General features: G+C 66.6%; 14 protein-coding genes. All 14 read left to right on the top strand.

Annotated features, from left to right (window positions below; translation table 11 throughout):
- Positions 1-83 precede the first annotated feature (83 nt).
- The 14 genes from AC1DNE_RS18810 (at position 84) to AC1DNE_RS18875 (ending at position 12,248) form a co-directional block, all read left to right on the top strand.
- The gene (locus tag AC1DNE_RS18810; RefSeq protein ID WP_441471224.1) at positions 84-1,679 is read left to right on the top strand and encodes an arylsulfatase; all 1,596 of its coding nucleotides are present in this window, start codon (positions 84-86) and stop codon (positions 1,677-1,679) included.
- Positions 1,680-1,850: 171 nt separating this feature from the next.
- Positions 1,851-2,768, top strand: coding sequence for a PPK2 family polyphosphate kinase (locus tag AC1DNE_RS18815; protein ID WP_476766726.1), 918 nt, complete (start codon positions 1,851-1,853; stop codon positions 2,766-2,768).
- Positions 2,761-3,720 (top strand): formylglycine-generating enzyme family protein, encoded by a 960-nt coding sequence (locus AC1DNE_RS18820; RefSeq protein ID WP_476766727.1) that lies wholly within the window; start codon positions 2,761-2,763, stop codon positions 3,718-3,720. The genes AC1DNE_RS18815 and AC1DNE_RS18820 overlap by 8 nt, the downstream gene beginning before the upstream one ends.
- A 59-nt stretch (positions 3,721-3,779) precedes the next feature.
- The gene (locus AC1DNE_RS18825; RefSeq protein ID WP_441471227.1) at positions 3,780-4,046 is read left to right on the top strand and encodes a hypothetical protein; all 267 of its coding nucleotides are present in this window, start codon (positions 3,780-3,782) and stop codon (positions 4,044-4,046) included.
- Between the two features lie 202 nt (positions 4,047-4,248).
- Positions 4,249-5,232: an AAA family ATPase gene (locus AC1DNE_RS18830; RefSeq protein ID WP_476810532.1), complete on the top strand. Its 984-nt coding sequence runs from the start codon at positions 4,249-4,251 to the stop codon at positions 5,230-5,232.
- 11 nt (positions 5,233-5,243) lie between these two features.
- A complete protein-coding gene (locus tag AC1DNE_RS18835; protein WP_476766729.1) occupies positions 5,244-6,245 on the top strand; it encodes a DUF58 domain-containing protein in 1,002 nt (333 codons plus the stop codon).
- On the top strand, positions 6,242-6,724 hold the full coding sequence (locus tag AC1DNE_RS18840) for a DUF4381 domain-containing protein (protein ID WP_476766730.1): 483 nt from the start codon (positions 6,242-6,244) through the stop codon (positions 6,722-6,724). Before AC1DNE_RS18835 ends, AC1DNE_RS18840 begins: the two co-directional genes overlap by 4 nt.
- Before the next feature lie 2 nt (positions 6,725-6,726).
- Positions 6,727-7,743 carry a VWA domain-containing protein gene (locus AC1DNE_RS18845; protein ID WP_476841150.1) on the top strand — a complete coding sequence of 339 codons (1,017 nt, stop codon included), beginning with the start codon at positions 6,727-6,729 and terminating at the stop codon, positions 7,741-7,743.
- A complete protein-coding gene (locus AC1DNE_RS18850) occupies positions 7,740-8,657 on the top strand; it encodes a VWA domain-containing protein (protein ID WP_441471233.1) in 918 nt (305 codons plus the stop codon). Before AC1DNE_RS18845 ends, AC1DNE_RS18850 begins: the two co-directional genes overlap by 4 nt.
- Positions 8,654-9,295 (top strand): tetratricopeptide repeat protein, encoded by a 642-nt coding sequence (locus tag AC1DNE_RS18855; RefSeq protein WP_441471234.1) that lies wholly within the window; start codon positions 8,654-8,656, stop codon positions 9,293-9,295. Before AC1DNE_RS18850 ends, AC1DNE_RS18855 begins: the two co-directional genes overlap by 4 nt.
- Entirely contained in the window at positions 9,292-10,572 is a 1,281-nt protein-coding gene (locus AC1DNE_RS18860; protein WP_441471235.1) for a BatD family protein, read from the top strand. Before AC1DNE_RS18855 ends, AC1DNE_RS18860 begins: the two co-directional genes overlap by 4 nt.
- Before the next feature lie 15 nt (positions 10,573-10,587).
- The gene (locus AC1DNE_RS18865; RefSeq protein WP_476766732.1) at positions 10,588-10,848 is read left to right on the top strand and encodes a DUF3302 domain-containing protein; all 261 of its coding nucleotides are present in this window, start codon (positions 10,588-10,590) and stop codon (positions 10,846-10,848) included.
- Entirely contained in the window at positions 10,845-11,786 is a 942-nt protein-coding gene (locus AC1DNE_RS18870) for an HlyD family secretion protein (RefSeq protein WP_441471237.1), read from the top strand. Before AC1DNE_RS18865 ends, AC1DNE_RS18870 begins: the two co-directional genes overlap by 4 nt.
- Before the next feature lie 60 nt (positions 11,787-11,846).
- The gene (locus tag AC1DNE_RS18875; RefSeq protein ID WP_441471238.1) at positions 11,847-12,248 is read left to right on the top strand and encodes a hypothetical protein; all 402 of its coding nucleotides are present in this window, start codon (positions 11,847-11,849) and stop codon (positions 12,246-12,248) included.
- Positions 12,249-12,294 lie beyond the last annotated feature (46 nt).

Below are 12,294 nucleotides of genomic sequence, written 5' to 3' on the forward strand. Positions count from 1 at the left end.
CATGCGATGCTTCCTGCCGCGTGCGCGACGAACGCTGAGTCAGCGATGTCTCCACGGTTGCGATGCCAAACCAGGAGCATTTCATGGAACGCCAAAAATTCCTGGCCGCAGCGGCAGCGGCGGCGCTTGCCGCTGTGCTGGGCTTTTCCGGGCCGGTAAAGGCCCAGCAGCCTGCCCCCGCCTCGGCGCCGGCCCGGCCCAACATTCTCGTCATCTTCGGCGACGATGTCGGGCAGAGCAATATCAGCGCCTATTCCCACGGGCTCGTTGGCTATCGGACACCGAACATCGATCGCATCGCCAAAGAAGGCACGATGTTCACCGACTACTACGCCGAGAACAGCTGCACGGCCGGCCGTTCCACTTTCATCACCGGGCAGGTCTGCCTGCGGACCGGGCTTTGCAAGGTCGGCATCCCCGGCGCGGCTGTCGGGTTGCAGGACCGTGATGTCACCATAGCCCAGGCGCTGAAGCCTCTCGGCTATGCTACCGGCCAGTTCGGCAAGAATCATCTCGGCGATCGCGACGAATATCTGCCGACCCGGCACGGTTTCGACGAATTCTTCGGCAATCTCTACCATCTCAATGCCGAGGAAGAGCCGGAACGTCCCTATTATCCGAAGAACGACACCAACTTCGTCAAATCCAATTCACCGCGCGGCGTGCTCAAGACCTCGGCCGACGGCAAGATCGAAGACACCGGGCCGCTGACCGCCAAACGGATGGAGACGATCGACGACGAGACCACCGCGGCCGCGATCGACTTCATGCAGCGGCAGGTGAAGGCGCAGAAGCCCTTCTTCACCTGGATGAACACGACGCGGATGCATGCCTTTACCCATGTCCGCGAGTCGATGAAGGGCCGCAGCGGCATGCCGGGCAACGATTACGCCGATGGCATGCTCGAGCATGACGAGGATGTCGGCAAGCTCCTGAAATCGCTCGACGATCTCGGCATCGCGAACAACACCATCGTGATCTACACCACCGACAACGGCCCGAACCAATGGTCGTGGCCCGACGCGGCGACCACGCAGTTCCGTTCGGAGAAGGACACGAACTGGGAAGGAGCCTTCCGCGTGCCGGCAATGATCCGCTGGCCCGGCAAGATCAAGGCGGGCGAGGTCTCGAACGAGATGGTCTCCGGCCTTGACTGGTTCCCGACGCTGGTCGCCGCCGCCGGCGATGCCGATATCAAGGACAAGCTCGCCAAGGGCACGACGCTGGGCAACCAGCAGGCCAAGGTGCATCTCGATGGCTACAACCAGCTGCCATACCTGACCGGCCAGCAGCCAAAATCGGCCCGCAACGAGTTCTTCTACTTCAACGACGACGGCGAGCTCGTCTCCTATCGTTACAACGACTGGAAGATCGTGTTCTGCGAACAGCGTGCTCCCGGCGGACTGCTGGTCTGGGCGAATCCCTTCACCTGCCTGCGTGTGCCGAAGATCTTCAATTTGCGCATGGACCCGATGGAGCGGGCGGATAGCGTCTCGGATCAGTATTACGACTGGCTCGCCAAGAACGCCTATCTGGTCCAGTACGGCGTCTGGAAGGTTGCGCCGTTCCTGCAGACCTTCAAGGAGTATCCGCCGAGCCAGCGTCCGGCGAGCTTCAGCGTCGACCAGATGATCGATTCTCTCATGCGCAATCTGGACCGGGCTGGCGCCTCCAAGTAGCGGCCGAACGAGGGAGTCCGCGAAAGCGGGCTCCCCAGCCGGAACAGGAGGCGCCGTCGTCGCAAATGGCGATTGCGCCTTCTTGGGGCGCCATGCGATCCAAGCAGGAGAAGTGTAGTAGAATGCCGCGGTGCTGCCTGCGCGGCCGATCTTCGCGAGAAAGGGTTGGCGATGCGGCCGGATGACATCATCGCGCGTTTCCGGGTCGCCGATGGCGACAGCTTCCGGCTCAAGCAGTTCGATCCGGCCGAAACCTGCGGTCTCGACATCGAGAAACAAGAGGCGAGGGAGCTGCTTCAGGCCGGCGTCAAGCGCCTGCACGACCTCCAGGAGCGCCTCTACGCCGAGCGACGCTGGTCGATCCTGATCGTCCTGCAGGCGATCGACACCGCAGGCAAGGACAGCACGATCAAGCATGTCATGTCCGGTGTGAACCCGCAGGGTTGCATCGTGCATTCCTTCAAGGCTCCGAGCCTGGCGGAGCTTCGCCACGACTTCCTGTGGCCGGCGAACTGCAAGCTGCCGGAGCGTGGCGAAATCGTCATCTTCAACCGCTCCTATTACGAGGAGGTTCTGGTCGTGCGCGTCCATGAGGAACTGCTGCGCAAGCAGAATCTGCCGCCCGAGCCTGTCGGCGAAGAGCTCTGGACGAAGCGCTTCGAGAGCATTCGCGACTTCGAGAAACATCTCGGGCGTAACGGCACCGTGGTGCTGAAGTTCTTCCTGAACCTCTCCCGGGAGGAGCAGAAACGTCGGTTGCTCGCGCGCATCGACGAGCCCGACAAGCACTGGAAGTTCGATCTGAACGATATCGTCGAGCGCGAGCATTGGGACGATTACCAGCGAGCCTATCAGGCTGCGATCGCCGCCACCGCGACAAAGTCGGCACCCTGGCATGTCGTGCCGGCCGACAATAAATGGTTCACGCGGCTCGTCGTGGCGGCGACGATCGTGGAAGCCCTCGAGCGGCTCGATCCGCGCTTTCCACCCGTCGATGACGATCTGCTAAAGGCGATGGCGAAGGCGCGCAAGCAGCTTGTCGACGATGGCGAGCGCAAGAACGGCAAGGGAGACCGGGACCATGGCTGATGCCGCGGATATCGAAGCCCGCGCCGGGACGGATGGAATGGTGCATCTCCCCGGCGGCCTGTTCCGGATGGGCTCGGACGATCACTATGCCGAGGAGGCGCCGAGCCACCGGGCCGGCGTCGCGCCCTTCTGGATCGATGCGACGCCGGTGACGAACCGGCAGTTCCGGGCGTTCGTCGCGGCGACGGGCCATGTCACCTTTGCCGAGATCGCGCCGGATCCGAAGGATTACCCCGGCGCCTTGCCGCATATGCTGCGGGCGGGGTCGCTGATGTTCGACCCGCCTTCGCATCCCGTCGATCTGCGTGACTGGTCGCAATGGTGGACCTTCAAGTTCGGTGCGACCTGGCGCAAGCCCTATGGCGCCGGCTCGTCGCTCAAGGGGCTGGACGATCACCCCGTCGTCCATGTCGCCTATCGCGATGCCGAGGCCTATGCGGCCTGGGCCGGCAAGGCGCTGCCGACCGAGGCGGAATGGGAGTTCGCCGCCTGGGGCGGCCGCGAGGACTCTGAATTCGCCTGGGGCGACGAGCTCATGCCGGATGGCCGGCACATGGCCAATGTCTGGCAGGGGAACTTCCCGTTCGAGAACACCAAGGAGGACGGCTGGGCTCGTACCTCGCCGGTCGGAGCCTTCCCGCCGAACGGCTATGGTCTCTACGACATGATCGGCAATGTCTGGGAGTGGACAGCCGATTTCTGGTCTGTGCGTCACCAGGGAGACGCGCCGAAGGCCTGCTGCGTGCCGCAGAACCCGCGCGGCGGCCCGGAAGCCGAAAGCTACGATCCGCGCCAGCCCGCCGTCCGCATCCCGCGCAAGGTCCTGAAGGGCGGCTCGCATCTCTGCGCGCCGAATTATTGCCGGCGCTATCGGCCGGCGGCTCGTCACGCCGAGCCGATCGATACGTCCACCAGCCATGTCGGCTTTCGTTGCGTTGTCCGCGAGCGCTGATCCCTCTAGAGATGCACTGCAACTACGCAACATAAGGACGGCTGAGGCCGAGGATCCGAATGATCGACACCAGCAGAATCCGCTTCGCCGCCTTGCTTACGCTCATGATCCCCGCCGCCATGCTGGGTGCCTGCACGACCCAGGAGGCTGCTTCGTCGCCGGAGCCGCAGATCAGTGTGACGTCGGTGCCTCCGCAGCGCAGCTATCTTGATCCCGGTCCGGTCCCGGCGCGCTCTGGCGGACCTGCCTATATCCAGGCCGGCAGCAACAGCTTCGCGCGCCAGACGGACAGCTTCGGCAACGATCTCGTTCCCAAGATTCCGTGAGATCAACAAATGCCGGCTCGGACCTTGCGTCCCGAGCCGGCATTTACGGTTACACGCTTGACGGCGCCGGATGAGGCCGCGCAGGGCCTCTCCGCGTCATATCGCGGGCGTGATCGCCATCCTGCCGCCGTAACGGTTACGCAGCTGACTTGGGCTCGGCTTTCGCCACAGTCCGATCCAGGGTGCAGCTGAGGGATCGGGCATGGATGGAGCCGGGCGGACCGCGCGCGATGCCGTGAATGACCTGCAGAGCCGTATGAATGCGGACATCATCGGGCAGGAGCGGGTGGTCGAGCGCATCGTCGTCGCGCTGTTGGCCAATGGCAATGTCCTGCTCGAAGGGCTGCCGGGCCTCGCCAAGACGCGGGCGATCAAGAGTCTCTCGGCGAATCTCGAATCCGACTTCAGCCGCATCCAGTTCACACCGGATCTGCTACCCTCCGACGTGACCGGCGGCGAGATCCTGCGTGCCGATGGACAGTTCGAATTCCGCAAGGGCCCGGTCTTCGGCAATCTCGTCCTGGCCGACGAGATCAACCGCGCCCCGCCCAAGGTGCAGTCGGCCTTGCTCGAGGCGATGGAGGAGCGCCACGTTACCGTGGCCGGCAAGCGCTACGATCTGCCGCCGCTCTTCATGGTTCTCGCCACACAGAATCCGATCGAGCAGGAGGGCACCTATCCGCTGCCCGAGGCGCAGATGGACCGCTTCCTGATGCATGTCCGCATCGACTACCCCTCCGATGCGGACGAGGTGAAGGTGATGCGGCTCGTGCGTTCCGAGAACGCCGCCGCGAACGCGAAGCCGCCGGTGACGCCCGCGTCGATCCCGCAGCAGGCGATCTTCGATGCCCGCGCCGAGATCGACAGGGTGACGACGAAGGATGTCGTGGAGGCCTATATGGTCGCGCTCATCGCAGCGACGCGGCGGCCCGCCGAATATGGCGACCACCTCAAGAACTGGATCGCGGTCGGCGCCAGTCCGCGCGGCACGCTCGCGCTCGACAAGTGCTCGCGGACCTTTGCCTGGCTGCGGGGGCGCGACTACGTCACGCCGGAGGATGTGCAGGCCGTGGCGCATGACTGCCTGCGGCACCGGATTTCGCTCGGCTACGAGGCGGGTGCGGAAGGCGTCAGCCCCGATGCGGTGTTGGACGAGGTGGTCAAACAGGTCGCTGTTGCGGCGTAGCGAGGCGCGTCATGGCGTTGATGCGGGAGAGGGCGAGGACGGGAGGGCCGGCTCCGGCCGCGGGAGCCCGCGCCTTCGCCACGCTCGACGACCTGCTGCGCCTCAAGCACCGCGCGCGTGGTTTCAGCTTCCTGCCGCGCCAGCCCGTGCATAGCCTGCTCGCTGGGCGCCATGCCTCGCGCCTGCGCGGGCGGGGCCTGAATTTCGAGGAACTGCGGCACTATTGCGAGGGCGACGACACCCGCACCATCGACTGGCTCGCCACCGCGCGGCTCGGCAGCCCGCATGTGCGGGTCTATTCCGAGGAGCGCGACCGCCCGGTCATCCTGCTTGTCGACCAGCGCAGCACGATGTTCTTCGGCAGCAGGCGTGCGATGAAGTCGGTTGCCGCCGCCGAGGCCGCGGCGCTCGCGGCCTGGCGTGTCACCTCCCTCGGCGACCGCGTCGGGGCTGTCGTCTTCGGTGACGACGAGGTCGTGACCGTGAAACCCCGGGCCCGTGACCTGGGTGCCGTACGTGTCCTCAGCGAGGTTGGCCGGCAGAACGCCGCGCTCGAACACGCGTCTTTCTCCGCTCAAGGACCTGGCCGGCTCAACGAGGCCCTCGCTGCGGCGGCGCGCATGGCGGCGCATGACGGGCTGATCTGCATCATCTCCGATCTCGACGGCGAGAACGACGAAACCCGGCGGCTGGTGACCCGCCTGTGTGCCCATAACGATGTCCTGGCCGTCTTCATCCAGGACCCGCTGGAGCAGGATCTTCCGGATGTCGGGCGTGCGACCTTCAGCTCGGGACAGGCGCAGATCGAGGTCGACGCCTCGGGAGGGGCCCTGCGCCGGCGATTCCGCGATGAGCGGGTCGAGTGGCGGGCGCGTCTTGCCGAACTCTCCCGCAGCCGCGCCATCCCGGTGCTGCCGATCTCGCCTGATCGCGACGTGGCCGAGCAGATGCGCGAGCTGATCGGCCGGCGGCAGGCGCAGAAGTCCGCCAATGCTGGCGGGAGGGCGTCATGAGCGCCGATCCCGGCGACCTCGCCAATCTGGCCGATCTGGCATTGCCGCCGGCGATCTCCTTCTGGCCGCCGGCCGCGGGCGTCTGGATCGTGGGAGGTGCGGTGGTCGCGGCGCTGGCCGTGGCTGGCTGGCGTGCCCTGCGGCGCTATCGCGCCGACGCCTATCTGCGTCGCGCCGCCGCCGAAATCGATGCGGCGGCGCAAGGCGGCGATGCGGCCGGCGCTGTTTCGGCCGTGCTCAAGCGCGCGGCGATGGTCGCCTATGGCCGGGAGCGCGTGGCCTCCCTGACCGGCTCGTCCTGGGCGACCTTCCTCCGGGAGACGGCGCCGGCAGGCATGCCGCTTGACCGGTTGGCCGCCCGTCCGGACGCTGTGTTCGCAGCGAATGAAGGCGCGCCTGCGCAGGATCGCGCGGCGCTGCTCGCCGAAGCCAGGGCCTGGTTGCAAGGCCAGCACGGCCGTGTCTCAGGACGGAGGTGACGATGCTCTCCTTCGCCTATCCCTGGGTCGGATTGCTCGCGCCGCTGCCGCTGCTCGTCTGGTTCGCACTGCCCGCCCATGCCGAGCGACGCGCTGGTCTGCGGGTGCCCTTCTTCGAGCGCTTGGCCAGGTTGAGCGGGGAAAGGCCCTATTCCGGGGGCGTGGTCGCGCGGCGCCATCTCGGGCGCCTGCTGTTGCTGACATTGGCCTGGCTTTTGACGCTTGCCGCGCTCGCACGGCCGCAATGGATCGAGCCGCCTCTGCACCGCGAGGTGCCGACCCGCGACCTGCTCGTCCTGGTCGATCTCTCCGGTTCGATGGATACCAGGGATTTCGTCGACGCTACCGGCAAGACCGTCGATCGGCTCACCGCGGTGAAACAGGTGCTCGACGATTTTCTTTCGCGCCGCAAGGGCGATCGTGTCGGCGTGGTCGTCTTCGGCGATGCGCCCTTCGCGCTCGTGCCCTTCACCACGGATCTGGAATTGTGCCGCGCCATGCTGCGCGACACCGATGTCGGCATGGCCGGCCCACGCACGGCGTTCGGCGATGCCATCGGCCTCGGTATCGGCCTGTTCGCAAAGAGCACCGTGAAGGCCAAGACGATCATCGCGCTGACCGACGGCAACGACACCATGAGCAAGGTCCCGCCCGCCGAGGCCGCGCGTGTCGCCAGGGACAAGGGCATCGTCATCCACACGGTCGCCGTCGGCGATCCGCAGGCAGCGGGGGAGGACAAGCTCGACGAAGCCGCGCTGAAGGAGGTCGCTGATGCGACCGGCGGCGGCTTTTTCCGTGCGCTCGACCGGACGCAGCTTTCCGACATCTACCGCCGGCTCGACGAGATCGAGACTCGCCATATCGATACGGTGAGCTTCCGCCCGCGCCTCGACGTCTACTGGGTTCCGGTGGCGGCCATGCTGGTGCTGAGCCTGCTTGCGCAGGCGCTGTTCCTGCTGCGCCGCCACCGGCGCCGGGAGCCTTCCGAACCCGCAACGATAGCGGGAGCGTTGCGATGATGGACGCGCTCGCCGCCTTCCATTTCCTGCGGCCGCTCTGGCTGCTGGCGTTGCTCCCGGCGGCTGCGCTCTGGCTGATCGAGCGCCGCAGCTCGGACGCGTTGCAGCAATGGCGCGGCGTCATCGATCCGGCACTGCTGCCTTATCTCCTCGTCGGGGCAGACAGGCACAAGCGCATCGCTCCGTCGGATTGGCTCTTCCTGGCCTGGATCATCGCGACGCTCGCCGTAGCCGGCCCTGCCTGGCAGCGCGAGCCCTCGCCCTTCGCGCAGGCCAAGCCTGCCGTCGCAGTCGTACTCAAGGTCACTCCGTCCATGCTGACGCAGGATCTCGCGCCGACGCGGCTCGACCGCGCCCGGCAGAAGCTCGCCGATATTCTCGCGGCGCGAGAGGGGGCGTCGACCGCACTCGTCGCCTATGCCGGTTCGGCGCACCTCGTGCTGCCGGCGACGCCGGACAGTGGCGTGGTGCTCGATCTCGCCAAGGCACTCTCGCCGCGGATCATGCCGAAGGAGGGAGACGATCTCGCCGGGGCGCTGACGCTGGCCAGACGCGCGCTCGCCAGCAGCGCCGATGGCGGCTCGATCCTGGTCATGGCGGATACGATAGCGCCGGAGGCGGCGGCCGATCTGGCGGGGAACAAGGGACCGGCCGTGACGCTGCTCGCGCTGGTGCCGCCGGACACCGATACGAGCGGCGTGGCCGACGCGGCGCGTGCCATGGGTGCCACGACGATCCCGACGACGCCGGATCAGGTCGATGTCACCGCCGTCCTGCGCCGGCTCGACAGCAGCGATGCCGCGGCCAGCGTGGCGGGGGAAGGCGAGCATTGGCGCGAAGCCGGCTATTGGCTGGTTCCGCTGCTCGCCCTGTTGGCCCTGTTCTGGTTCCGCCGCGGTTGGGTGCTGACATGAAACGTACCCGCTCGCTGTTGTCCTCTCCCTATGCGGCCATCGCGCTTGCCGCGATCCTGGCGCTGCTGGCTGCGGGATATCGGATCGGCTGGCGCGATCTCTGGCTGACGCCGGATCAGCGTGGTCGCCTGTTGATGAGCCAGAATCGTCCGGCGGATGCCGCAACGGCTTTTCGTGATCCGCTCTGGCGCGGCGTTGCGCTGTTCCGGGCCGGGGAGTTCAAGGAGGCGGCCCAGGCCTTCGCTGCCCGTGACACGGCCGAAGGTGCTTTCAATCAAGGCGACGCTCTGGTGATGCTGGGCCAGTATGACGACGCGCTGAAGCGCTATGACCGTGCGCTCGCGCTGCGCCCAGCTTGGCCGGAGGCACTCAAGAATCGCGAGATCGCCCGGATTCGCGGCGAGCGGAAGAAGACGGAAGGCGGCGAGACCGGCAACACCGACGACAAGCCCGACGAGATCGTCTTCGACAAGACGAAGAAGGGCGGCGAGGATTCGACGGTGGAGGGCGAGAAGCCGATGTCGGATGAGCAGGTCCGCGCGCTCTGGCTGAAGCGTGTCCAGACGCAGCCGGCCGATTTCCTGCGCGCCAAGTTCGCCTATCAACTCCAGGCAGCGCCGAGCGGAGCGGCGCCATGAGGCTCGCCGCGGTCCTTATCTGCACGCTTGTTGCGGGCCTCGCCTGGGCACAGGAGCCAGCGGGCAAGCCCGTGATCCGCACGAAGATCGACCCTACACAGGGCATCGTCATCGGCCAGCCGGTGCGGCTCGACGTCGAGGTTCTGTTTCCGGGCGAGATGGTTCATCCGCCGCGGGTCGGCATCCTCGAGGCGCCCGGTGCGCAGATTCTGCGCTTCGAGACGCAGGCGACGACGATGCGGGAGCGGATCGGCGATCAGGACTATGTCGGCCAGAGCTTCGAATTCGTCCTCTTCCCGCGCCGCGGTGGCGAGATTGCCGTTCCGGCACCGAGCGTGACGTTCCTTGACCGGGGCGGCGAGGCGACGGGTTCGGCGAAGGGCGAGCCGATGCGGATCGCGGTAACGGTGCCGCCCGGCATCGATCCATCCGGCCCGGTGCTCGCTGCCGATGGCGTCAGGGTCGAGCAGAGCTGGTCGCCTGATCCCGGGACCGCGCAGCTCAAGCCTGGCGACGCGCTCGTCCGGCTGATCCGGCGGCAGGCGGATGGCGTGCCGGCGCTCGGCATGGCCGAGTTCAAATTCGCGGCGCCGGAGGGCGTGCGCGTCTATGCCGATCCGCCGGTCGTCGAGGATCGCAGCAACCGCGGTGCCGTCGAAGGCCACCGCACCGACAAGGTCACCTATGTCTTCGAGAAGGCCGGGGCCTATGATCTGCCGGCGCTGGTACAGCCCTGGTGGAGCCTCTCGGGCAAGCAGGCGCGCACGGAAACGCTGCCCGGCGTCACGGTCACCGTCGCGGCGGCAGCCGCCGGGCGTTCGGAAGCTCGGATGGGTTGGACGTTGAGCCCCCTCTGGCTCGCAGCCGGCTTCGTTCTCGCCGCGCTGGCTCTTGGCCTGATCCTGCTTCGCGCCAGATTGACTGGTCTCTGGCAGCGGGCCGAGCAGCGCCATCGCTCGTCGGAAGCCGCGGCGCGACAGGAGCTAGCGCGGACGGCCAAAGCGGGAGACGCTTCGGCAACCTACCGGGCGCTCATCCAATGGCTCCAGCGCCTGCCGGGCGACCAGCAAGTGCAGGCGCGTTCGACCGGCGAACTGGGCTCGGCCATCGTGCTGCTTGAGCGAAGCCTCTTCGGCGCCGGTCAGACCTGGGATCGCGAGGCGGGTGCACGGCTGGCGGGAGCTGCAATCGCCTTTCGCAAGGAGAGCGACGCCTCACGGCGAGGCTCGGGGAACGCGCTGCCGCCGCTCAATCCAACGACTCGAGGGTGCGCATGAACGAAGGAAGCAACAATGTCCGGCCTTGATCTCTTTGCCTGGCTCGTTCTGGTGGTGCTGGTCGCCAGCACGGTCTTCGTCATCGTCTTCATGGCGATGTGGCCGGGCATGGTTGCCCGCCGGCGCAACCACCCCTGGGCCGAGGCGGTCTCGATCGGCGGCTGGATCACCCTCTTCCTCGGCTTCGTCCTCTGGCCGGTCGTGCTGATCTGGGCTTATGTCGACGTGCCGGCGAAGCGAGGCCATCCGTCCTCCGAGGCGGAGGCGGCGCGATGATTGTCGTCCTTCTCAACACCTATCTCGCCCTGCTCTTCATCCTGGTGAAGCTCAGGGTCGTGCCGTTCAACCTGTTCTGGAAGGTTTCGCCGATCCTCGTCCTCCTGCTGCTGCTCATTGGCCTGTTCATCCCGATGAACTGGGGCGCCCCTCAGGGCAGCGTGCTGGTAGTGCGCAATTCGGTCGCGATCGTTCCCGACGTCGCCGGCGAAGTGATCGAGGTTCCCGTCCAGGCCAACCAGCCATTGAAGGCCGGGGATGTGCTCTTCCGGATCGATCCGACGCCGTTTCAGGCCCAGCTCGATGCGATCCAGGCGCAGCTCAAGCTTCAGGAGACCCGTCTCTCCCAGATGACCCAGCTGCAGACCCAGGGCACCGGCCGCGCTTTCGACGTCGAGGAGCGGCAGGCCTCGGTTGATCAATTGCGGGCCCAGCTCGTCGGAGCGCAATGGAATCTGGAGAAGACGACGGTCCGCGCACCGGCCGACGGCTATGTCACGAATGTCGCGCTGCGCAAGGGCGCCCGCGTGTCCAGCCTGCCGCTCTCGCCGGTCATGGCCTTCATCGATACGGCGGACACGATCGTCGGCATCGAGATCAACCAGATCGATGCGCGCTATCTCGCTGCGGGGCAGCCGGTCGAGTTCACCTTCAAGATGACGCCGGGAACGGTGCAGACGGGCAAGGTCGAAAGCATCCTGCAGGCGGTTTCGACCGGGCAGGTCCAGACTTCGGGCGCGGCCGTCACGCCGACCGCGATCAAGGCGGCTCCCTTCGTGGTGCGCGTGAGGCTCGACGACGAGGCTTTCGCCCGTTCCCTGCCCGCGGGCAGTATCGGTACGGCGGCGATCTTTACCGATCGCGTGGAGGCGGCCCATGTGATCCGCAAGGTCCTGCTGCGGCAGATCGCGATCACCAACTACGTCAATCCCTTCTGAAGCGAGGAGACCATGATGAAGCACATTGCAAAGGCTCTTTCCCTGCTCGTAGCGGTCTTGATGCTGGCGGTGCCGGCCAGCGCGCAGCAGCGCAATCTCGGCCCGGCGACGGGCAAGGTTCGCATCGAGCAAATCCAGGTCGCCTTCATCGGGTCAGGCCAGGTGGGCGGCGGCACGCTCAGCTTCCGCGGCCGAAATCATGCGATTACGGCTGGCGGGCTCGGCATCGGGGGCATCGGCGCGTCGAAGCTGACGGCGAACGGCACCGTCTACGGGCTGACCCGGCTCGACGATTTCCCCGGCGCCTATCTTCAGCTGCGCGAAGGCTGGGCGCTTGGCGACCAAGGGCGCGGCACGCTCTGGCTGCGCAACGACAAAGGCGTGACCCTCAAGCTGGCCACGCGCCGCAAGGGGCTGCAGCTTTCGCTCGGCGCGGACGGCGTTCTGATCGGCTTCAAGTAAAGCAAAGCCCGCGCGGATCGCGATCTGCGCGGGCTTTTTTGAACAG

It is taken from the genome of Allobosea sp. 05L423, from assembly GCF_056397745.1.

Coding starts and splice junctions, on each gene's coding strand:
- AC1DNE_RS18830 (WP_476810532.1), top strand. CDS start 4,249: ATGGATGGAGCCGGGCGGACCGCGCGCGATGCCGTGAATGACCTGCAG.
- AC1DNE_RS18875 (WP_441471238.1), top strand. CDS start 11,847: ATGCTGGCGGTGCCGGCCAGCGCGCAGCAGCGCAATCTCGGCCCGGCG.
- AC1DNE_RS18860 (WP_441471235.1), top strand. CDS start 9,292: ATGAGGCTCGCCGCGGTCCTTATCTGCACGCTTGTTGCGGGCCTCGCC.
- AC1DNE_RS18835 (WP_476766729.1), top strand. CDS start 5,244: ATGGCGTTGATGCGGGAGAGGGCGAGGACGGGAGGGCCGGCTCCGGCC.
- AC1DNE_RS18845 (WP_476841150.1), top strand. CDS start 6,727: ATGCTCTCCTTCGCCTATCCCTGGGTCGGATTGCTCGCGCCGCTGCCG.
- AC1DNE_RS18815 (WP_476766726.1), top strand. CDS start 1,851: ATGCGGCCGGATGACATCATCGCGCGTTTCCGGGTCGCCGATGGCGAC.
- AC1DNE_RS18865 (WP_476766732.1), top strand. CDS start 10,588: ATGTCCGGCCTTGATCTCTTTGCCTGGCTCGTTCTGGTGGTGCTGGTC.
- AC1DNE_RS18855 (WP_441471234.1), top strand. CDS start 8,654: ATGAAACGTACCCGCTCGCTGTTGTCCTCTCCCTATGCGGCCATCGCG.
- AC1DNE_RS18870 (WP_441471237.1), top strand. CDS start 10,845: ATGATTGTCGTCCTTCTCAACACCTATCTCGCCCTGCTCTTCATCCTG.
- AC1DNE_RS18810 (WP_441471224.1), top strand. CDS start 84: ATGGAACGCCAAAAATTCCTGGCCGCAGCGGCAGCGGCGGCGCTTGCC.
- AC1DNE_RS18820 (WP_476766727.1), top strand. CDS start 2,761: ATGGCTGATGCCGCGGATATCGAAGCCCGCGCCGGGACGGATGGAATG.
- AC1DNE_RS18840 (WP_476766730.1), top strand. CDS start 6,242: ATGAGCGCCGATCCCGGCGACCTCGCCAATCTGGCCGATCTGGCATTG.
- AC1DNE_RS18850 (WP_441471233.1), top strand. CDS start 7,740: ATGATGGACGCGCTCGCCGCCTTCCATTTCCTGCGGCCGCTCTGGCTG.
- AC1DNE_RS18825 (WP_441471227.1), top strand. CDS start 3,780: ATGATCGACACCAGCAGAATCCGCTTCGCCGCCTTGCTTACGCTCATG.